Below are 19,602 nucleotides of genomic sequence, written 5' to 3'. Positions count from 1 at the left end.
AAGGATTGGCCCTGGTCGCAACTGACGTTCGGGGACGAGTTACGTACCGGGCTGGGATCACCCAGGTGCTTTCGCAGGCTGGACAGCAGCCCGCGCTCGCGTGTGTGGCGCGTCGAGCGGTTCGGAGGTCCAGGACGGCCTCGCCGACCCGTGCGCCGGCTCGGTGTCGTGTGCCGGATGACCGCCGCCCACACCGCTCTCAGCGGCGTGAGCGGCCTCACCACCGGCCTGCCGACGGGAGCGATCCGGTGCGCCCTGATCAGTGACGTCGACTCTGTGGGGTTGCCGGCGTGACTTGTGCGAGCAGTCCGTCGACCAAGGCGCGGAGCGCCATGGGGTAGGTGTCCTGCCCGGCCAGCCGCGCCCACTGATCGCTGAGGGCGGCCAGGTTCGGCAGTTGGGTTGTGCCGAGGGTGCCGAAATCCCGGGGGACGGGTAGCTCGCCGGCCGCCCTCGCGCGGGCGGAGTGCGCGCGGACGAGGATCTCGCCGACCGTGTAGTACCAGATGCTCCGGAAGACGTAGACGGATTGTGCGGGCGTGCATCCGTGATCGACGGCTCCGGCCAGGATGACTTCGACCAACCACAGGGCCGAGTCGCCGAGTCGGAGGATGAACCCGTCGGTGGTGAGGACCTCCGCGGCCCACGGCCATGCCGCGAGGGAGTCGTGCATCGCCGTGCTTGCGGCGATGATGCGCTCCCGCGGCTCACTGGGCAGGTCGGGGCGCTCGATCTGCTCCGCGTATTCGTGGATCAGCAGAAGCAACAAGTCCTCCTTGTCCCGCACGTGGTGGTACAGGGTCGTCGCCCCGACGCCGATCTCGGCGGCCAGCCGACGAATGGTCAGCTTGTCCCAGCCGTCCCGGTCGATGAGCTGACGGGCCGCAGCCAGGATCTGCGGGCGGGAGGTCAGAGGGGGTCGGCCGACGCGGCCGTGCGGAGCGCTGGAAGGCATCACCCCATCATGCCCTAAGGGCTCTCCCCGTAACTGCTGGTCACGGGCCGGATGATGTCGCGGTGGATGGCGTGATCACGGCGTCGGGACCGTCCAACACCTGCTACTTCTACCGCTGTGCTCGACATCGAGCTGGTCCTGGTGTTAATTTCAGAACGAGTTCGAAAACTCTACTGGCGCGAGTGCACACAGAGGGACTGGGTTGCTGTGACCAATACGGAGTTAGCAAACGGAACGTCACCCACCGATCGCGGCGCCCGGCCGGGGCTCACCCTTGCCGCAGTAGCCGTCGTGCAGTTCATGGTGTCCCTGGACCTGTCGGTCGTGAACGTCGGACTCCCGGAGATCGGCGCCAGTCTCGCCTTCAGCGAGTTGGGCCTGACCTGGGTGATCCACGCCTACGCCCTCACTTTCGGCGGGCTGCTCCTCCTGGGCGGCAAGGTCGCCGACCTGTTCGGCCACAAGCGACTCATGATGAGCGGCCTGCCCCTGTTCGGACTCGCCTCTCTCGTGGGCGGGTTCGCGACGGAACCCGGCCATCTGGTGGCCGCCCGCGCTGTGCAGGGCCTCGGGGCCGCCGCTCTCGCACCGGCCGCGCTGGCGCTGCTGACCGCGACCTTCCCGTCCGGCAAGGAACGTGTGAAGGCGTTCGGCGTGTGGAGCGCGATGAACGCCGCCGGCGCCGCCTTCGGTGTTCTGATCGGCGGCCTACTCACCGAGTACGCCGGCTGGGAATGGGTGATGTTCGTCAACGTGCCGATGGTCGCCGTCGCGCTGGCCCTGACCTGGCGCGTCGCCGCCGACGGGCCCGCGGTCCGCCGCGGCCGCCCCGACGTACTAGGTGCCCTCCTGGCCACTGCGGGAATGAGCCTGCTCGTGTTCGGCATCGTCCGTACCGACCAGCACCCGTGGTCCTCGTCGGAAACCCTGACGACGCTGGCGATCGCCGTCGTCCTGCTGGCCGTGTTCCTCTACGTCGAGAAGACCACCCGCCGCGACCCGCTCATCCGGCTCGGCCTGTTCAGCAACCGCTCGGTCGCCGGCGCCAACATCTTCATCCTCCTGCTCGGCGGCGCCATGGCGTCGGCCTTCTACTTCGTGTCCCTCTACCTCCAGCGTGTTCTGGGAAGTGGTCCGGCGCGGACCGGTGTCGAGTTCCTGCCGTTCGCGATCAGTGTCGTCGTCGGATCGGTGCTCGCCATCAAGCTCGGCAGCCGGCTCGCTCCCCGGGTCATCCTGGTGATCGGTGGGCTGCTGACCGGGGCCGGGTTCGCCTGGTTCAGCCTGATGAGTGCCGACGGCTCCTTCACCGCCGACGTCCTGGGCCAGTCGATCGTCGCCGGCATCGGAATCGGGCTCTGCCTCGCGCCCATGGTCTCCCTCGCCACCGTGGGTGTCGCGGCCCACGAGGCGGGCACCGCCTCGGGCCTGCTCAACAGCTCACGCCAGGTCGGCGCCGCCCTGGGACTGGCCGCCCTCGGCACCGCCGCCAACGAACGTACCGGCGACACCGGCACCCTCGAAGCCCTCAACGACGGATACGCACTCGGCATGACGATCGGCGCCGTGGTCGTTGTCGGCGGCGTCCTCGTCGCCCTCGCCGTCCTCCCCCGCAACACCGGTCCGGCAACGACGGAGCAGGACAATCGTGAGGCAGTAGCCGGCCGGGACTGACCGGCCATGCCGTACCAGCACGCGCGCCGCCAACTGACATGACCTGTCACAGGACGAGCCGGGTCACCCCCCGGCCCTGGACGAAACGCGACCTCTGATCACGAACAGGGGTCGCGTTCGCGCGTCGCCTGGCAGCAACCCAGTTGGATCGACGACCCGCAGCTCCAAGTAGCACGTGAACTGAACTGGACGTGCCCGATCTCGTTCTCGCCCAGAGGGTGACCGTCGCCGTCGACAGACGGATCTCCGTGCCCAACGATGGAGTCGAACGCGAACGGCGATTCCGGGCATGTGCGGGTGAGAGCCAGGGTGGCGAGGAGTTCAGCGCCGTATCGCCACGGCCAACGAGAGATGCGCCTCCGAGTGAACCCACACCCGTACCGACTCGCCGCCGTACGAGGCGGTCAACGCGGCTCTGGACACGTGAAGTTCGATCCGCCAGAACAGGAACTCGCCCAGCATGACGAGGCCGTTCAGCGCCTTGAAAGCCGCCTCCTTGGCCACGAACAGATCGCGCGGGGTGTACTCCCCGGCCGGCGGGAGCAACATGTGCCGCTCGCGCTCGCGAAGGACGAACGCGGCCATGCGAGGAGTGACGGTCGCGGTCTCGATGTCGACCCCGACCGCCTCGGCACCGGGGACCACCACCGCGACCGCCAGGTGATCGGTGTGGGAGATCGACCCCGTGAATCCGCGGGGGAAGCGCGGCCGCCCATCGGGTTCACGGGGCACGGTCCGATCAGCCGATCCGGCAGAGGCCAGCGCCGCGGCGGCCGCGCGACGGCCCGCCGTGGACTGTTGGGCCGGTCCGTGGGGCCACGGCACCGGACGGAACGCGATCGATGCGTCCGGTGCGACGTCCTCGGGAGCTACCGGCTCGACAGCCACCAGGTGTCCTTGGAGGTTCAGCTGCGGAGCGCCAGGACGTGACCCGCCAGGGAATCGATCGAGCGGAGCACCTCCGGCTGGACGTCGTCGTCCCATTCGAACCCGAACACGTCCTCCATCGCCACCAGCAGGCTGACCAGTCCGGTGGAGGGCAGCCCCGCCTCGCGGAGTGACACGGAATCCGAGACGCCGCTGGTGAAGCGGTCACCGCCGAACAGTTCGACCAGCAGTTCGCGAATCCGCTGCCGGACTTCGACTTCTGTGTCAGACACGTGCTTCCACTTCTTCGACCAACTTGTGGATCACCGTCTGGAAGCCCTCGGGGTCGTCGAGGAACGGCACGTGGCCGGCGTTCGGCACGATCTCGCAACGACCGTTCTGGAACAGTGCGGCCACGTCGTGGCCGCGCTGCGGGCTCAGCAGGATGTCGTCGTCACCGAGGTAGATCACCGTCGGCGCGGTGACGCGCGACAGCAGCCCGGAGCTGGGATCACCCGTCTGGACGAGGGTCAGACCGTTGACGAGCTCCTCGGGGGTGGACATCGCCAGGAAGCTCTCCCGGAACCCCAGGAATCCCGGCGTGCCGCCCTCCTCGTTCATCTCCCCGCTGACCACCTCGGCGTAAATCTGGCTGTACAGCTGGGCCATGCCGTGGGTCTGCAGCGTCAGCAGCCACGATCGGTTCAGCATCCGGTGGCGCCGCATGTTCCGGAGGCCGAAGACCGGGCCCGCCATCACCATGCCCTTGACCCTGTCCGGGTGCGCCAGCGCCACGTCCCTGGCGAGCTGGCTGGAGGCCGACGTGGCGACCAGATAGGTCGACTCGATCTCCAGCCCGTCGAGCAGTCCGATCACATCCGCCGCGTGCTCCTCCCAGGTCGGCTCCCGGTCGAGACGCGAGGACTTGCCGTGGTTGGCCAGGTCGTAGCTCACGACACGGTGGTTCTCCACGAGCGCCTCGGTGTGCGCCCGCCAGAACGGGGCGGTGATGAAGAAGTTGTTCAGCAGCGTGATGGCGGGACCCTCACCGCTGGACTCGTAGTAGAGCTCGACGCCCTCCCTGGTACGGATGCGCGGAGTGTCCTCGCGGTACGACAGGTCGTAGGGGCCCTGCACTTCACTGTCCGACATTGTTTTCCGTCCTCTTCTCGTTCTTGGCGAGTTCGGCGCCCGGAAGGACACTCGCGAACTCGGCGACGACACCGGCCGCCGACATCTCCTGGGCAATGGCGCTGCAGGACTTGCCGCAGTACAGCGCCATCTCCTCGATCCGACCGGTGGTCGCGGTGGTCGGCACCGCCGAGCTGAACCGCGGCACCAGGTACGGCTGCCCCTCGACCACCGTTCGGCCGATGAACTTCTTGGGCTGCACCGGGTCGGCGGTCACGGCCGTGGCCAGCACGCGGTGGCGGCGGCCCGTCCAGCCGATCTCGTAGACGTCGGTGATCACGGTGTCGGTCTCGTCGGCGGCGGTGACCGCCGACTTGAAGTAACCGTGGGCTCGTGATTCGTGTGCGACGACGAAGGCGGTGCCGAGCAGCACGCCGTCGGCTCCGGCGGCGAGTGCCCGCTCGGCCTCGGCCGGCGAGCCGATCCCGCCCGAGGCGACGAGGCAGGCGCCGGGCAGCCGGTCGCGCAGCGCGGCGACCAGCTCGTCGCGCCGCGAGGCACCGAGGAGATGACCGCCGGCCTCGATGCCCTGTGCCACCACGACGGCGCCCCGCTCGGCGGCGTGTACACCGTCCTCGACGGTCCCGATCTGGACCACCAGCTTCCGGCCCGCCGCGACGACCCGGTCGAGGACCGCGTCGTCGGGCATGCCGAACAGGGACAGGTGTATGTGCTCGGGGGTCTCGGCGAGCACCTGCGCCACCTGGCGGTCGAGCTCCTCCGGCCCGACCACCTCCGGGATCAGGTTCACGCCGACGGGCCGGTCGGTGCCCTTGGCCAGTCGGTCGAGCATGGCCGACAGCGCGTCGTCGACCAGCTTGTAGCCGCCCGCACAGCCTGCCGCGCCGGCGTTGGACACCGCGCATGCCAGCTCCGCGCCGGCGACGCCGCCCATGCCCGACTGGAGCAGGCTCACGTCCAGGCCGAGCACCCCTGCCAGGCTGGCACGCATCAGCGCAGGCCTTCGAGCGCCGACACCGCCGCGGCGGCGCTGCCGAACCGCTCTGTCAGGGTGTGCACCCAGCGCTCCAGGCCGAAGGCGAGGCAACTGGTGTGCGCCGTGTCGTCGCCGGCCTGGATCTCGCAGCGTTCGCCGAAGAAGTTCCGGTGGTAGTTGACCGAGCCGATCGCCAGGTCGTTGACTACGAACTCCTCCTTCACCGGGAACAGCCGCTGCATCTTCGCCTTGCCGCCGTTCTTGTCGAAGAACGGGTCGGTGGCGACCTCGACCTTGAGGTCAAGACCGAGTTCGGCGCAGAGGGTGATCACGGCGTCCTTGGCGCAGATCAGGTGGTTCTTCGCCGCGTTCTCCGGTCCGACGCAGACGATCTCCCGCATGGAGAAGCCGAGCAGCCGCTGGAGGCCCTGGTAATGCTCCTCGTTGCGAAAACACGTGCCGACCGTGGTCCGCAGTGTTCCCTCGGCCGGGAGTGTGGAGCCCGCCAAATCGAGATAGATCGAGTAGCAGGCCGCCGAGGGCAGCGCGAACGCGGTCGGCTCCATCACCTCGGTCGGCATCTTCTCGACCGGCCGGGGCGTCTCGGCCAGATGGGCGCCGAGGCGCTCCGGGTCGAGGCGGGTGGCGGCGAGGCCCAGGTGCGGGAAGTTGTCGTAGTAGTCGAAGGTGTCGAGGTCCTTGCAGCGCATCAGGAACGGGAACCGGAACTCCGGCGCGTCCCAGGCCTCGGCCCAGCGCAGGACCAGCGCGTCGAAGGCCCGCAGCAGCCGCAGCTGGCTGCCGTCGAGAACGCCCAGGCCGTTGTCGGTTGCTGTGGTCATCACGCCGCTTCCTTCTTGAAGAATCGTGCTTCGAGCGCATCGAGGGTGCGGAAGTCGTCCAGATCCAGGTCTTCCGGATCTATCGCCTCGCCGGTCAACTCCTCCAGGAGGAAGATGAACTCGACGAAGGCCAGCGAGTTGATGGCCCGACTGTCGATCAGGTCCAGATCGCTGGACAGCTGGTCGAGCTTGGGGTTGCGGCCCAGGATGAACTCCTGGACCGCCCGCATCGGGTCGGTCATCGCTTGATCGTTTCCCTGCCTACGCCTGCCTTGGACAGGAACTTCCGCGTGCGCTTCAGCACCTGCTCGTGGGCCTCCGCCCGGGCGGGGTGCTCCAGTGCGCGCCGGCGCAGCGCGAGTGCGTCCGGGATACCCGCGTCGCGGTAGGCGGCCGGGTTGTAGAGGGTGCAGATGCTGTACTGCAGGTAGTTCTCGAGGTATTCGGCGACCATCGGAGCCTCGTCCGGGTCACGCTCGACCACCTGGCCGAGCAGGTTGGTGAAGATCAGCCGGCCGAACGCGACGTGCCGGCTCTCGTCCTGGTGGTGGACCCGGTTGATCTCACGGGCGATGTGCGGCAGCGTCTCGTCGGTCGCCATGGACGCGTTGTAGTAGTCGACGATCTCCTCGAAAATGAGGATGCGCGCGAACACGATCAGCTCGCGGGCCACCGTCGACAGGTGTTCCACGGAGTCGGCCTTCAGCGTGGGCTGCGCCGGGTACAGCTTGCCGCCGTATCGCAGACAGAACTGCGCGAAGAACCACATGTGCTCGTTTTCCTCACCGATGAAGTGGTGCAGGAACTCCGAGACGTCCGCATAGGTTCGGTCGTGGATACGCATCACGACCTCGCTCATCAGCTCACGGATACCGTGGATGTTGAGGCTGAAGAAATTGATCGCCTCGTACCTGGTCAGCGCGATCTGCTGCTCGCGCGTCAGCTCGTCCCACATCGGTGTGTCGGCCAGAGTGGTCAGGTTCTCGCTCATCCACGGCATGTCCGGCTCGATCGCGTCGGGCCAGTCGAACATCGTGTACGGGTTGTAGTAGCCGGATTCGGCCATGTTCTCCAACCGGTCCAGTTTGAGCACCACCGGTTCGATTTCGCGTACAGCCATTTTCTATTCGTCCTTCCAAACGCAGTGGTGCAGGAATCCAACTTCAACGAGACGATCGAATGTCCGCGCGCACGTGGACCGGCAGCCGTGACCCACATTCGTGATAACCGAAGGACGCATTACCGGGCGCCGTGGACGGAATCACCTTGTTGTAGGTCGACCCGAGGCACAGTTCCTGGAAATCCTCGGTGTTTGACGACAGCCGCGCGGCCAGCTGCGCCTTGGCGATGTCGACCGTCTTGAACACCCCGTCCTCGTCCTCGACCTCGACGCACGCGTGCGGCAGGTCGAGGGCACCGCCGAGCACTCCGCAGAACCAGCCCCGCTTGGCCTCGGCCCGGTAGCCGGCCGCACGGAAACGCTCGGCCAGGAGAAGGCTCGCCGCGATACAGCTCGTCGCGCCCAGAGCGTGCACCAGCTCGTGGTCGGCCTGCATGGCGACCGGGATCATCTGCCAGCGATAGCCGGCGTCAAGGTACTCGCGGGCCAGGCGCCGCAGTGCGGGGGCGACCAGAGGAGTCCGTGCGCCCGTCGTGGTGATCGTGGCCGCGTACTCGGCCGAACCCGAGCTCGGCTCCGGCGCCGCCCCGCCGACGACACTTCCGCCGAAGCGGTCCACATCGGGAGCCTCGAAACGCCATGGCGCGACCCCGTCGCACTCGACGCAGTCCAGTCGGACGCTGAAGTCCCAGGACTTCGGGCGCAACAGATCCTCGACCGAACGGCCGGCGAATCGGAAGAGCATGCGGAACGTGAGTTCCGGCTGTGTATTCGACTTCTGTGAATACATTCCGAGGTTGTACAGATCGTTCGCGTCGAAGTGGCGCACACCCGCCCGGGATTCAAACGGCAAACCCGCGTCGACAAGCCTGTCGAGGTCAGCCGGGTCACAACGCAGCATTTCCTGCGCGACTGATTCCGACTGGGTCTTACTGGAGTACTCGACGGGAATGAATTCGATGGAATTCGCCACCTTCTCCCAGGGCGTACCTGTCATTGCGACCATTCCTTCGATAGCTCCCTGCTGAATCTGTGGAACGAACTCGAACGTACCAGCCGGATATCGCATCGCAACAGATTGTCTTCACATGCGTACCCATGTGTTTTGCATATGCGGGAACACCCGTCTAATTCGGCACCGGTACCGACGTCAACGTCCGTTCCAGCGCCGTCAGTACTTCGCCTGTCGCCTCCGCCGCCGCGGGCACGACGTCGGCCAGGAGGAGATAGCCGTGCACCAGGCCCGGCGCCGGAACGTGTCGGACCGCAACGCCGCCGGCGGCCAGCCGTGCGGCCAGTTCGACGCCCTCGTCGTGCAGCGCGTCGAATTCGGCGGTTCCGATCACCGTCGGCGGCAGCCCGCGATGGTCGGCGTTGAGCAGATCGATCGCCGGGTCGGTGCTGCGTTCCGGATCGTGCACGTACTGCTCGTAGTACCACCGCAGATCATCGGCGTCCGCCAGATAGCCCGACCCGTAGGCGCGCATGGACTCCGACTTCATCTCTGGATCGGCCGGTGGGTACACCAGCAGTTGCGCGGCGAATCCGATATCGCCGAGGTCACGCCGGTGCATCGCTATCCCCATGGCCAGGCCTGCCCCCGCGCTGTCACCGGCGATCACGTGGTCACGCCCGGGGAACGCGCCGGCTGCCCACTCGGCCGCGACGATCCCGTCCTGGAGCGGGCCGGGATACGGATGCTCCGGCGCACGGCGGTAGTCGACGGAGACGACGACTGCTCCCAAGGCGACGGAGACGCGACGGCACACCCCGTCGTGGGTGTCGACATCGCCGAGCACCCAGCCCCCGCCATGCAGGTACGTCACGAGGCGGCCCCGGTCGGCGACCGGCAGATATGTCCGCACACGGAAGCTGCCACCCTGTCCACCGATCAGCTGATCCGCCACCGAGGCGACCGGTTCCGGCGCGGCACCACCGCGTGTGCCGGCCGCGCTGTCGGCGTACCGACGGCGTACCTCTGCCACGGTGAGTGTGCGCGCCGGGGCCGGTCGGTCGACAGCCTGCCACCGGATCAGGGCGCGGATGAAACGGTCCATGGGCACGAGACTCTCCTCGGCCGCCGTCGGTGACGTTATTCCGTGACGTCGGAGGGCAGGGCGAAGTCCGTGGTGACCTCGGTCCAGTCGGGAACGCTCTCGATCTCGACCACCGCAGCGGTCAGCGAGTACCCACCGCCGGCACCGACCAGGAGCACGTGGTCGCCCGGGCTGACTTCCTTCTTCTCCACCAGGCGGGCCAGACCTGCGGTCAGGTCGCCCGCACCCAGGTGCCCGGTGTGGCGGCCCCAGTTCCACAGCGTGCGCTCGGCCGGGATACCCAGCGGGTGGAAGAACTGGACCTGCATCAGCAAGTTGCCCATGTTGGGCAGCAGGATCTTGGCGAAGTCGTCGAGCCTGTGGCCGGTCTTCTCCAGCACCGAACGGACGACGGCCAGCAGGGCCTCCTCGGCGCGCTTCAGCACCGACTCCCTCCCGACCTCCTCCAGATACGACTTCTTGGCCGTGCGCAGATTCTCGTCGACGACCACCCCGTAGGCGTTGGTGAACGGGTCGGTGCCCCGGTGCAGCGGTTCGAGGGAGGCATCGGTGAGCGACGCGATGGCGTGAACGCGGGCGAAGCCACCGGTCCTGGAGAGCACCATGGCCGTGGAACCGTCACCGAAGACGATCCCGTACGAACCCCGCCACCGGTCGAAGCCGGGCGGGCAGAACCGGTCCGCGGTGGTGACCATGGCACTGGTCGCCCGACCCGCCTCGATCTGAGCCATCGCCAGATCGAATGCCGCCATGCCGCCGTTCGACATTCCCTCGATGTTCACCGCGAAGGCGTCGGTGATCCCCAGCTCACGCTGGATGTAGGGCGCCGAGTTCCAGTGGTGATCGCGACCCTGGTGATATATCGATGCGTGCACGATCAGATCGACCTGGTCTCCGACCACGCCGGCGGCTCGATCGAGAGCCCTGCGTCCCGCTATCACGCCCATGTCCGGAACCGAGATCTCGTCCGTGGCGACCGGCAGGCACGGGATGTCATTGAGGCTCGAGTCTTCGGCCGGGTACCTGCCGGCGGCTATCGCTTCCTTCGCCGACTCCGCGGGCGGAATCCAGGCCGCAGCCGACGTGATGTAGACAGGGATGCTCATTGTCTGACTTCCTCCGAGTTTGATGCCCGTCGAGAACAGTTGGATCCGATCGCGAACGTTTCATCGGAATGCGGCCCACGCTACAACGCCCTCCCGATTATTCGCATATGAGTTTCTCACGACTTGCGGTTGATGCTGCACAGCCGAACCGGTCGCGAAAATCACGCATTCGATGAGATGCGAGTTCGTGGAACTTTGCGCTGATGTCGCTCCGGTGGTAGACCTTGGTTCCACGTCGGCGATGGCGACACATCAGACCCAGTGGGAATCCCGCGCAATCCGCAGCGCGTCAATTCGGTTACGCGCTCCCAGCTTTGTCACCATGGATGAAAGGTAATTGCGCACAGTCCCCTGGGAGAGGTGCAACCGCGCCGCGATCTCGACCACCGTGTCGCCTCGCGAGGCGTGCTCGAGCACGGAGAACTCCCGCAGGGTCAACGGGCAATCCTCGTTGACCAGCGCGGCGACCGTCAGCTCCGCGTCGAAGACCCTCTCACCCTGATGCACCCGGTGGATCGCCTCGAAGAACTGGCGCGGAGGCACGCTGCGTGTCACCATGCCGCCGATGCCGGCGGCGAAGGCCTGGCGTACGACCGACCGCGTGAACGCCGTGGCGAGCAATACGCTCCGGCAACCCGGAAGGGTCGAAATCTTCTCGGCAATCGCGATCGCGTTGTCGTCGGCGCCTTCGAAGCTGATGACCGCCACATCCGGCCTGTGCGACTCGGCGAACTCGAGTGCATCAAGATTGCTGTCCGTCACCCCCGCGACTCGGAACCCGTCGTGTCGCTCCAGTAATGCAGCGAGCCCGAGACGGGACAGGTGCAGATCGTCCGACACCAATACGCTGATTTCCACTTGATCCCCCAGTGTGATTCCAGGCTCGAGTCAGCCGTGACCGAAGGGGCATTCGCCCTTTCCGCGGGCCTTGGCGTCCTCGTCGATGTAGAAGTTGGGGCGCTGGTCGGTCTCGTCGTAGTAGCGGTGGAAGACCGGGGTGGTGCCTCCGGAGACGGGAGGCACAATCCAACTCCAGTCCGCGGGCACGGTGCGGCCCTCCTTCTCTTCCTTCGCCAGGTGGGTGATGAAGTGCCGGGACTCGGTGTGGTGGTCACTGATCTTGACGCCGGCTCGGTTGAAGGAGTGCAGCACGGCGACGTTGAGCTCGACCAGGGCGCGATCGCGCCACAGGGTGGTCTCGCTGCTGGTGTCGAGCCCGAGGTGTGCGGCGATGATGGGCAGCAGGTCGTACCGGTCGCTGTCGACGAGGTTGCGGGCGCCGATCTCGGTCCCCATGTACCAGCCGTTGAACGGGGCCAGGGGGTAGTTGATGCCCCCGATTCGCAGCCGCATGTTGGAGATCGCCGGGACGGCGTGCCAACGCAGGCCGAGGTCGGCGAAGTCGGGGCGGTCGGGGTGAGTGAGGTGGACTTCGAGAACGAGGTCCGAGGGGACGTCGAAGAGCTGCGGCTTGTCCTCGTCGGTGTCGATGACCCAGGGCAGCACGTCCCACGCGCCGCCGGGGGCCTGCCAGCCCAGGCGCCGGACGGTGTCGGTGAAGTCCGCGTAGAGGGGGTCGCCGACGATTACGCCGTTGTCCTGGCGGTGGCCGGCGTAGCGGATGAGCTGGTCGTTCCACACCCGAGGGGCCCGGCTTTCGGGCGTCTCGGGGGCGAAGACGGAGATGACCGGCCGGATACGGCCGCCGTTGGTGGCTTGACGCAGGTGCTCGCACAGCCGCTGGTGGATGTCCTCGGCCGTGGTGGCTTCGCGACGGTCCAGGACGCGAAGACTCTTCCAGTACAGGCGGCCGATGCACCGGCTGGAGTTGCGCCAGGCGACACGGGCTCCGAAGACGAGCTCGTCGGCGGTATGGGTGTAGGTGCCGGTCTCGTCGATCTCTGTGCGTATCTGCGGCAGTCGTGCGGTGAGCGGGACCGCCTGATCGGGGTACTCACCGTGGTGGAGGCGTACGAACTCCTCCGCTTCGTCCCAGTCGGCTTCGGCGGGATGCGACTGGCCGACCGGCGCGGGTCGAGGAGCCGGCATGTCGATGTCGTCGGTCCGGGTGTCGAGGGTGTAGATGCGAGCCAGAAGCGTTTCGGAGTTCATGGGTTCCTCGCGGATGGCGTTCGGCTCCGGCATCCGGCCGGTGTGGCGGGCCGGTGTGCCGGGTGAGCTGTTGCGCGACGGAGGCACGGGCACCCGCGGGGGCATCGACGACTCGGGGCGGTCGTCGCCGCGGGGTGCCCGCACCGGCCAGGGGCCGGCCGCTGAACCGGCGGGATCAGGCGGCCACGTCATGGGACCGGGACTGCCGCGCGATCGAGGTTCCGAACAGCTCGTCCCAGTACGGGGCCGAGATGCCGAAGCCCTTGGTGTCGTCGCGGAAGTGATGACGCATGTGGAGCGACCTCAGGTGCCGCATGAGCCGGTTCTTCGGGGTGGCGAGGTGCAGGTACAGGTGGAACAGGTCGTACGTGAGGTAGCCGAAGGTGTATCCGGCCCCGAAGATCAGCGGCAGCGAGCCCAGCCCGGAAGCCAGGTAGATCGTGCCGCCGACCATCGGAATGCTGAGCAGCGGGCTGAGGATGGAGCGTCGCGGATCTGTCGGGTAGTCGTGGTGGATGCCGTGCAGCACGTAGTGCAGGCGCGCACCGAAACCCTTCTCGGGCTCGTAGTGCAGCACGATCCGGTGACCCCAGTACTCCGACAGCGTCCACGTCAGATAGCCCGCGGCCGCCCATCCGAGGAAAGCCCAGCCGCCGGTCTGCTCGCGAGCGACGGAGAACCAGACACAGACGGCGATCACCGGCGTGAACATGGCGACCGTGGTGAGCGGGTGGACGTGGATGAGGTGGTCCAGCCAGCGCCGTCGGACGACGGCCGGCGCCTTGCCCCGGCGAGCGGCGCCCTTGTAGTTGCTCGGGCGGGCGGGTGTTGCGGAGGTCACGCCCCAGCCCCTTCCGCGGTGGGGACCTTCACCCGCGCCTCGTAGGAGATGCGGGCCTGGTAGTCGGTGGTACGCAGCAGCTGGTCCGCCTTGAGGAAGCGGCCCATCGCGTCCCGCCACGGCTGCGGCAGCAGGAACAGGGAACGGGTGACCGGGTTGGTCCAGCCGGGCACGTACCGGTTGTAGACAGGCCGGCGTGCGGTGCGCACGACCGACTTGGCGATGTCGTCCGGAGTGAGCAGGGGCACGAAGCGGCCCTTGCCGACACCCGAGGTCAGCTCGGTCTGCGCGGGGATGGGCAGGATGATCGACAGGTCCACGCCGGATCCGCGCAACTCGGCGCGCACGCCCTCGGAGAGGCCGACGACGCCGTGCTTGGCGGCGGAGTACGTGGCACAGCCGGGCAGGCCGATCATGCCCACGGCCGAGACCATGTTGATGACGTGGCCGTGGCCGCGTCGGCGCATCGGTCCGATGGCGGTCTTCATCCCGTTGAGGGTGCCCAGCAGATTGACGCCGAGCTGATGGGCGGTGTCCTCGGCGGACTCCTTCTCGAAGGGTCCGACGATCATCTCGCCCGCGTTGTTGACGAAGATGTCGATCGCGCCGAGGTCGGACTCGACCGCGTCCCAGAACGCCTGGACGCTCGCCGGGGCGGTGACGTCCAGCGGGTAGGCGCGGGCGCCGATCTCGGCGGCGACCTTGGCGGCGAGGTCGTGGTTACGGGCGCCGATGGCGACCTTCGCACCCGCGGCAATGAACTGCTCTGCCGTGGCGCGGCCGATACCGCGGCTGCCGCCGGTGATGGCAACGATCTTGTTGTTGATGTCCCTGGGCACGTGGGGAAGCCTCCAGAAGAGTCGCGGCCCGCTCGGGGCGGTGGTCAGGCGAGGTTGCGGAAGGTGCGGTTGTGCCAGAGCAGCGGGTGCCCGCCGCCCAGGCCGAGCCGGCGGACTTCGGCGGTGAGGATCGTGTGGTCCCCGCCGGGGTAGGCGGCCTGAAGGGTGCAGGTCAGCCAGGCCAGCGCGTCGTCGAGGACCGGCAGACCGTCCACGAGCCGGTGGGCGCTGCCGGCGAAGCGGGCGTCCTGGTCGAGCTTCGGGTCGGCGAACCGCCGGGCGAGATGGGCCTGGTCCTCGCGCAGCACGTTGACGGCCAGCACCCCGGTGGAACGGATCCGGGTCAGGGTGCGGCTGCTGTTGGCCGCGCAGGCCATGACCAGCGGCGGATCGAGGGAAAGGGAGCAGACTGCGCTCGCCGTCATGCCCGCCACACCGGTGCCGTCGGGGCCGCTGGTAGTCAGCACGGTGACGCCGGAGGGCAGGTGCGCGAGGACGTCCTTGAACTCCCGGGCGGTCACCGGCGGCGGAACCGGGCTCCGTTGGGCGTAGGCGGTGGCACTCGTGAGTGCTCCCGTCACGGCGCGTCCGCTGCCGACGTGACGCCGACCGGCTCGGCCTCGGGGGCGGTGAGGGTGATGTGCTCTCCCAGCAGGCCGCGCAGGATGAGGCTGATCGCCTCGACAAGGGCCTCGCAGGCGATCGGGTCGATGATCGCGGAGAGGCTGGGCATACCGAGGTCGAAGCGGGCCTGGAACCGTATGGTGGTCGCGCCGTCTTCGTGGCCGTGTACGGTCCAGGCGCCGTCGAACTGGTCGAAGTCGCCCTCGGTCTGGGTGAATTCGATGGTCAGGGCGGCCTCGTCGATGCTGTCGCGTTCGGACCAGCACAGGACGCCGTTGCGGAAGTTCACCGACCAGTCCGAGTCCAGGGTGTCGCCGCCGGTGTCGGTGACGTTCACCTCGCGGACGGCGTCGGTGTACTTCGGATAGGAGGCGAAGTCACGCAGTCGTTCAAAGACGTCCGGTGCGGTCGCGTCGGGTATGAGGGCGTCGAGAGTCACCTCGGGCATGTCAGTGTGTCCCCTTCGTGGAAGCGGTGGTGCGGAGCAGGGTGGTGGCGGCGGAAGTGAAGGTGTCGGTGATCCGGTCCAGGTCGGCCGGTGTGAGCACCGCGGGCGGGGTCAGGCGCACTACCCGTTGGGCGTTGAGGGAGTGGTTGACCAACAGCCCCGACTCCATGAGGTTCAGTACGAGTTCGCCGGCGGCGCCTTCGTCGCGCATCTCGATGCCCAGGAGCAGGCCGCGGCCCCGGATGTCCACCACGGTGTCGCCGAGCAGCGGGGCAAGCGCCGAGTGGAGGCGGTCCAGCAGCTCCTCGCCCAGGGTGCGGGCCCGCTCCACCAGGTCCTCGTCGCGAATCGCGGCGACGGCGGCCGCGGCGGCCGCCATCGCCACCGGGGAGGCGGCGAAGGTGGAGGTGTGCAGGAACGGATCCTTGTCGAACGGCGCGTACGCCTGGGGTGTGGCGACGGCGGCGGCCACCGGGATCACGCCGCCGCTCAGGTTCTTGCCGACCAGCAGCACATCCGGCCGCACGCCTTCGATGTCGGCGCCCCACCAGGTGCCCAGACGGCCGAGACCGGTCTGGATCTCGTCCAGGACGAACATCGCCCCGTGTTCGGCGCACAGCCGCTGCACCCGGGCAAGGTAGCCGGGGGGCGGCAGGACGGCGCCGCCCTCGCCCTGCATGGGTTCGAGGATCACGCAGGCCGGGTCCCCGCCGGCGAGCACCCGCTCCAGGGCGTCGGCGTCGCCGTAGGGCACGTGCTCGGCCGGCAGGAGCGGCCTGAACGGGTCCTGATACAGGGGCTTCGCCGTGACGGCGAGCGCACCGGTGGTCTTGCCGTGATATCCGCCGATCGCGGAGATCAGCCGGTGCTTGCCGTGGGCGCGGGCCAACTTGATCGCGGTCTCGGTCGCCTCGGCCCCGGAGTTGACGAAGTGGACCCGCTCCAGGCCGCGCGGCGTGACGGCGGCGAGCGCCGCCGCCGCCTTCGCGGCGATCGGCTCCAGCAGCAGCCGGGTCGCCATGGGGTGCCGGCGGATCTGCTCGATGACGGCATCCACCACCCGTGGGTGGCGGTGGCCGAGGATGAACACCCCGTACCCGCCGCAGTCCAGGTACTCGTTGCCTTCCGCGTCCCACACCCGGCTGCCCTCAGAGGCGACCTCCATGGCGGCGCCGGTCAGCGAGGCCAGTCGTGCCCGGCCTTTGCTCAAGTGGCGACGGTAGATGTTCAGCACTTCCGCGGTCGACGCCTCGGCGGTCGCCGGGGCGGGGGCGGGGGCGGGGGGTGTCACACTCACGCCGACACCTGCTCTGCCGTGAACGCCGGCTCCGGCAGGTGACGGAGCATGCCCTTCGCGCGGGCCATGTAGGCGACCGACGTCCGCAGAGCGGCCTCGAGGTCCGTCGCGCTCGGGGCCTTCGGGATTCCGGCGAGCTGGCCCAGGCTGGAGGGGAACACGTGGCCATGGGCGAACAGTGCCGTCATGGCGAGCATGTCGTCGAAGCGGCGACGCGCCCTGGGGTGGAGGTTCGCGATGAACACCGGACGTATGAGCCGGTCGACCATCTCCGGGCCGACCATGCGCGGACGCATTGGGGTGAGGCCGAGTTCGTCCGCGGTGTCGCCGATGACCTGAAGGAGCCGCTCGGTGCTCAGTGCGTTGGTCCCCGCGGTGATCCAGACCTCGCCCTCACGCCGCCCCTGACGGATCAGGCTGGCTATGGTGCCGGCGACCAGGTCCTGCGGTACGAAGTCGACGGGCGAGGCGGCGGGCAGCGGAACCAGCGGGAGCAGTCCGCGCAGCAGCCCGTTCACGATGCCGTGTATGCCCTGGAACGCGGAGATCTCACCGGTGGCGGCGTCCCCGATCACCACCGACGGGCGGATGATCACCGCCGGTACTCCCGAGGAGCGTACGACGTCCTCGCCGGCGCGCTTGGAATCCAGGTAGTCCTCGGGCCGTGCGGTGGCCTCCCCTTGGTCCTGCCCGAGTTGTGCCCGGGTCAGGTCGGTGCGGTCCACGAATGCCGTGGACACGTGGTAAAGCACAGAGCCCGCGTCCTCGGCGAGCCGCGCCATCTGCCGGGTGCCGGCCTCGTTGAGCGCGTGGGTGGCCGAGGGGCCCATGGTGAAACCGGTGATGGCCGCGCAGTGCACGATGGCGTCGACGCGTGCGACGAGACGCCGGTAGGCATCCGCGTCGAGGCCGAGGCGCGGCGCGGTCAGGTCGCCGGCCAGTTGCTCGGCGACGCCGGCGACGGGGTTGCGGTGGGTCAGGGCGATGGTGTGGCAGTCGGACAGCTGGGGAAGCAGAGCGCTGCCCACGACACCGGACGCGCCGGTGAGAAGAACGGTGGGATGGCTGGGCACGATCGAGCACCTCACGGGCAGTCAGCGGACGTACAGGAGTCGAAGCCAGGGGGGAGCGGGGCCGGTGGCCGCGCGGGAAGGGCGCCCCTAGGGGATACGCAGGGGCGAGTCTCCGGTGAAGTACTCGGTCAGTGGGATGGCCATGCGGGCACGCGACGGCGGGTGGAAGGACAGCGCGCGACACGCGGAATTGAGGTAGGCGACGTCCCCGGAGCCGATGAAGGCCATGCCGCCCAGCGCCTCCACGCTCAGGTCCAGGACCCGGCTGATCGCGTCCTGCGCGGCGTACCGGCACGTCAGGGACCGGGGCAGGGTGCCCTCGGTGACGCCGCTCGTGGTCACCTCGGCGGCAAGTCCCTCCAGCGCCAGGGCAACGGACTCGACGCGGGTCACCGCCTCGGTGGTGACGGCCGCGTCCCCGCGCGGGTTGCCGAGGACGCGCTCGACCAGGGCGGAGGCGGCCCCGAGGTAGCTGGCGGTCATGAGGGCCTCGAACCAGACGAAGCCGACGGTCTGCAGCTGGTCCAGCCGCCCGTCCGCGGTGACGTCCGTACGCACCAGCAGTTCGGCCGGAACCTCGACATCGTCCAGGACGACCTCGTGGCTCTCTGTACCGGCGAGGACCAGGCTGCCCCAGAACGGCTTGACGGACACCCCGGGGGCATCGGCGGGAACCAGGGCGAATGCCAGCTGATTCACACCGTCCGGTCCGGGCAAGGGCAGGGACACGGTGAGCAGGTCCATGGAGTGGGCGAGGCTGCACGGCTTCTTCGACCCGCTCAGGAACACCTTGTCGCCGTCGGTACGAGCGCTCAGGGCCGGGTTGAGGATGCCCTGGCCGGTGCGTCCCTCGGCGAATCCGGAGGCGAGCAGCAGATTGTCCTTCGCGATGGCGGCGAGCAGCAGCCACTCCATGCCGCTGCTGGTGGTGGCCGTTTCGACCAGGGACGCCACCGAGAAGTGGTGCATGGTGGTCGCCACGGCCAGGGACGGGGAGCGGGAGCCGATGGCTCGCTGCACACGAAGGGCTGTCACCAGGTCCGCACCGCGGCCGCCGTGCTCAGCGGACACGAGCAGGCCGGGACCGCCGACCTCGCGGAACAGTTTCAGACCGGGGCCGCCGGCGGCCTCCAGATCGGCCAGGGAGACCGAGGCCAGCTCCTGGTCCAGGCCGGGCAGCAACTCCTCGACGACGGCACGTTCCTGCTGCAGAAACCGCATGGACCGGGGTCCCCTCCTTGGAATTTCGACAGATGTCTGGTCGCTTGGGCGCCGCGCAGGTGGATCCGTTCGGGCGTCCCAACGGCAGGGCTCACGCTATGAGCCACAGATGCAGCACCCGTGCAACGGACCTCAAGGTTCCGATCATGAGTTCGATACGGCTTCCTGTGAGGGATCCTGCACGTATGAGGGGAAACTGTGAGATGTGTGAGGGAAATGTGTGAGATCTGCGGCTGCCGACTGCGCTCTCACCACCGCTCCCCACGCTTCCAGGCTGAGGGCGCGGACAGTCAGCTTGCTGGCGTCATCGACGAGCGCGACGTCGTGGTGTCGCGGGGCCGCACGGCGCACTAGGGTCCGTCTTCAAAGAGCATCCGGGTGGTAGATCATGGTGTCGT

Annotated in this window: 21 protein-coding genes; 1 reads left to right on the top strand and 20 read right to left on the bottom strand. The window is 68.2% G+C overall.

The features are described 5' to 3' along the window. Window positions 1-259: 259 nt before the first annotated feature. The gene (locus HW130_RS29015; RefSeq protein ID WP_177152719.1) at window positions 260-955 is read right to left on the bottom strand and encodes a TetR/AcrR family transcriptional regulator; all 696 of its coding nucleotides are present in this window, start codon (window positions 953-955) and stop codon (window positions 260-262) included. 117 nt (window positions 956-1,072) lie between these two features. Between HW130_RS29015 and HW130_RS29010 the strand changes: the two genes are divergently transcribed. Continuing rightward, window positions 1,073-2,629: an MFS transporter gene (locus HW130_RS29010; RefSeq protein ID WP_309140613.1), complete on the top strand. Its 1,557-nt coding sequence runs from the start codon at window positions 1,073-1,075 to the stop codon at window positions 2,627-2,629. Between the two features lie 321 nt (window positions 2,630-2,950). Here the strand turns inward: HW130_RS29010 and HW130_RS29005 are convergent, their stop codons facing one another. From HW130_RS29005 to HW130_RS28915, 19 genes are all read right to left on the bottom strand, one after another. Beyond that, window positions 2,951-3,517: a 4'-phosphopantetheinyl transferase superfamily protein gene (locus HW130_RS29005; protein WP_177152718.1), complete on the bottom strand. Its 567-nt coding sequence runs from the start codon at window positions 3,515-3,517 to the stop codon at window positions 2,951-2,953. Between the two features lie 17 nt (window positions 3,518-3,534). Further along, window positions 3,535-3,789 carry a phosphopantetheine-binding protein gene (locus HW130_RS29000; RefSeq protein WP_177152717.1) on the bottom strand — a complete coding sequence of 85 codons (255 nt, stop codon included), beginning with the start codon at window positions 3,787-3,789 and terminating at the stop codon, window positions 3,535-3,537. Continuing rightward, entirely contained in the window at window positions 3,782-4,648 is an 867-nt protein-coding gene (locus HW130_RS28995; protein WP_177152716.1) for an alpha/beta fold hydrolase, read from the bottom strand. Before HW130_RS28995 ends, HW130_RS29000 begins: the two co-directional genes overlap by 8 nt. Next, window positions 4,635-5,639 carry a nitronate monooxygenase family protein gene (locus tag HW130_RS28990; protein WP_177152715.1) on the bottom strand — a complete coding sequence of 335 codons (1,005 nt, stop codon included), beginning with the start codon at window positions 5,637-5,639 and terminating at the stop codon, window positions 4,635-4,637. Before HW130_RS28990 ends, HW130_RS28995 begins: the two co-directional genes overlap by 14 nt. Beyond that, window positions 5,639-6,466, bottom strand: a complete 828-nt coding sequence (locus tag HW130_RS28985; protein WP_177152714.1) for a hypothetical protein — start codon at window positions 6,464-6,466, stop codon at window positions 5,639-5,641. The genes HW130_RS28990 and HW130_RS28985 overlap by 1 nt, the downstream gene beginning before the upstream one ends. Continuing rightward, entirely contained in the window at window positions 6,466-6,708 is a 243-nt protein-coding gene (locus HW130_RS28980) for an acyl carrier protein (protein ID WP_177152713.1), read from the bottom strand. The genes HW130_RS28985 and HW130_RS28980 overlap by 1 nt, the downstream gene beginning before the upstream one ends. After that, the gene (locus HW130_RS28975; protein ID WP_177152712.1) at window positions 6,705-7,586 is read right to left on the bottom strand and encodes a diiron oxygenase; all 882 of its coding nucleotides are present in this window, start codon (window positions 7,584-7,586) and stop codon (window positions 6,705-6,707) included. Before HW130_RS28975 ends, HW130_RS28980 begins: the two co-directional genes overlap by 4 nt. A gap of 43 nt (window positions 7,587-7,629) precedes the next feature. After that, window positions 7,630-8,583, bottom strand: coding sequence for a hypothetical protein (locus tag HW130_RS28970; RefSeq protein ID WP_177152711.1), 954 nt, complete (start codon window positions 8,581-8,583; stop codon window positions 7,630-7,632). A 130-nt stretch (window positions 8,584-8,713) separates the two neighbouring features. After that, window positions 8,714-9,643 carry an alpha/beta hydrolase gene (locus HW130_RS28965; RefSeq protein ID WP_256356416.1) on the bottom strand — a complete coding sequence of 310 codons (930 nt, stop codon included), beginning with the start codon at window positions 9,641-9,643 and terminating at the stop codon, window positions 8,714-8,716. Between the two features lie 35 nt (window positions 9,644-9,678). Then, window positions 9,679-10,749: a ketoacyl-ACP synthase III family protein gene (locus tag HW130_RS28960; RefSeq protein WP_177152709.1), complete on the bottom strand. Its 1,071-nt coding sequence runs from the start codon at window positions 10,747-10,749 to the stop codon at window positions 9,679-9,681. Between the two features lie 252 nt (window positions 10,750-11,001). Continuing rightward, window positions 11,002-11,607 (bottom strand): response regulator transcription factor, encoded by a 606-nt coding sequence (locus tag HW130_RS36820; RefSeq protein WP_177152708.1) that lies wholly within the window; start codon window positions 11,605-11,607, stop codon window positions 11,002-11,004. Window positions 11,608-11,637: 30 nt separating this feature from the next. Beyond that, a complete protein-coding gene (locus HW130_RS28950) occupies window positions 11,638-12,798 on the bottom strand; it encodes a nitric oxide synthase oxygenase (RefSeq protein ID WP_177152761.1) in 1,161 nt (386 codons plus the stop codon). Window positions 12,799-13,036: 238 nt separating this feature from the next. Next, the gene (locus HW130_RS28945) at window positions 13,037-13,702 is read right to left on the bottom strand and encodes a sterol desaturase family protein (protein ID WP_177152707.1); all 666 of its coding nucleotides are present in this window, start codon (window positions 13,700-13,702) and stop codon (window positions 13,037-13,039) included. Then, window positions 13,699-14,541, bottom strand: a complete 843-nt coding sequence (locus HW130_RS28940; protein ID WP_177152706.1) for an SDR family oxidoreductase — start codon at window positions 14,539-14,541, stop codon at window positions 13,699-13,701. Before HW130_RS28940 ends, HW130_RS28945 begins: the two co-directional genes overlap by 4 nt. Before the next feature lie 44 nt (window positions 14,542-14,585). Next, a complete protein-coding gene (locus tag HW130_RS28935) occupies window positions 14,586-15,122 on the bottom strand; it encodes a flavin reductase family protein (protein ID WP_218184089.1) in 537 nt (178 codons plus the stop codon). Then, complete coding sequence (locus HW130_RS28930) at window positions 15,119-15,613, bottom strand: type II toxin-antitoxin system RatA family toxin (protein ID WP_177152705.1); 495 nt, start codon at window positions 15,611-15,613, stop codon at window positions 15,119-15,121. The genes HW130_RS28935 and HW130_RS28930 overlap by 4 nt, the downstream gene beginning before the upstream one ends. A gap of 1 nt (window position 15,614) precedes the next feature. Next, complete coding sequence (locus HW130_RS28925) at window positions 15,615-16,910, bottom strand: aminotransferase class III-fold pyridoxal phosphate-dependent enzyme (RefSeq protein ID WP_309140612.1); 1,296 nt, start codon at window positions 16,908-16,910, stop codon at window positions 15,615-15,617. Beyond that, window positions 16,907-17,983: an SDR family oxidoreductase gene (locus HW130_RS28920; RefSeq protein WP_177152704.1), complete on the bottom strand. Its 1,077-nt coding sequence runs from the start codon at window positions 17,981-17,983 to the stop codon at window positions 16,907-16,909. The genes HW130_RS28925 and HW130_RS28920 overlap by 4 nt, the downstream gene beginning before the upstream one ends. A gap of 87 nt (window positions 17,984-18,070) precedes the next feature. Next, window positions 18,071-19,204: an acyl-CoA dehydrogenase family protein gene (locus tag HW130_RS28915; RefSeq protein WP_177152703.1), complete on the bottom strand. Its 1,134-nt coding sequence runs from the start codon at window positions 19,202-19,204 to the stop codon at window positions 18,071-18,073. Window positions 19,205-19,602 lie beyond the last annotated feature (398 nt).

Origin of the sequence: Streptomyces sp. PKU-EA00015, assembly GCF_013387495.1 — a bacterium.
Classification (GTDB): Bacteria; Actinomycetota; Actinomycetes; order Streptomycetales; family Streptomycetaceae; genus Streptomyces.
This window is presented reverse-complemented; position numbering and strand designations above follow the sequence as displayed.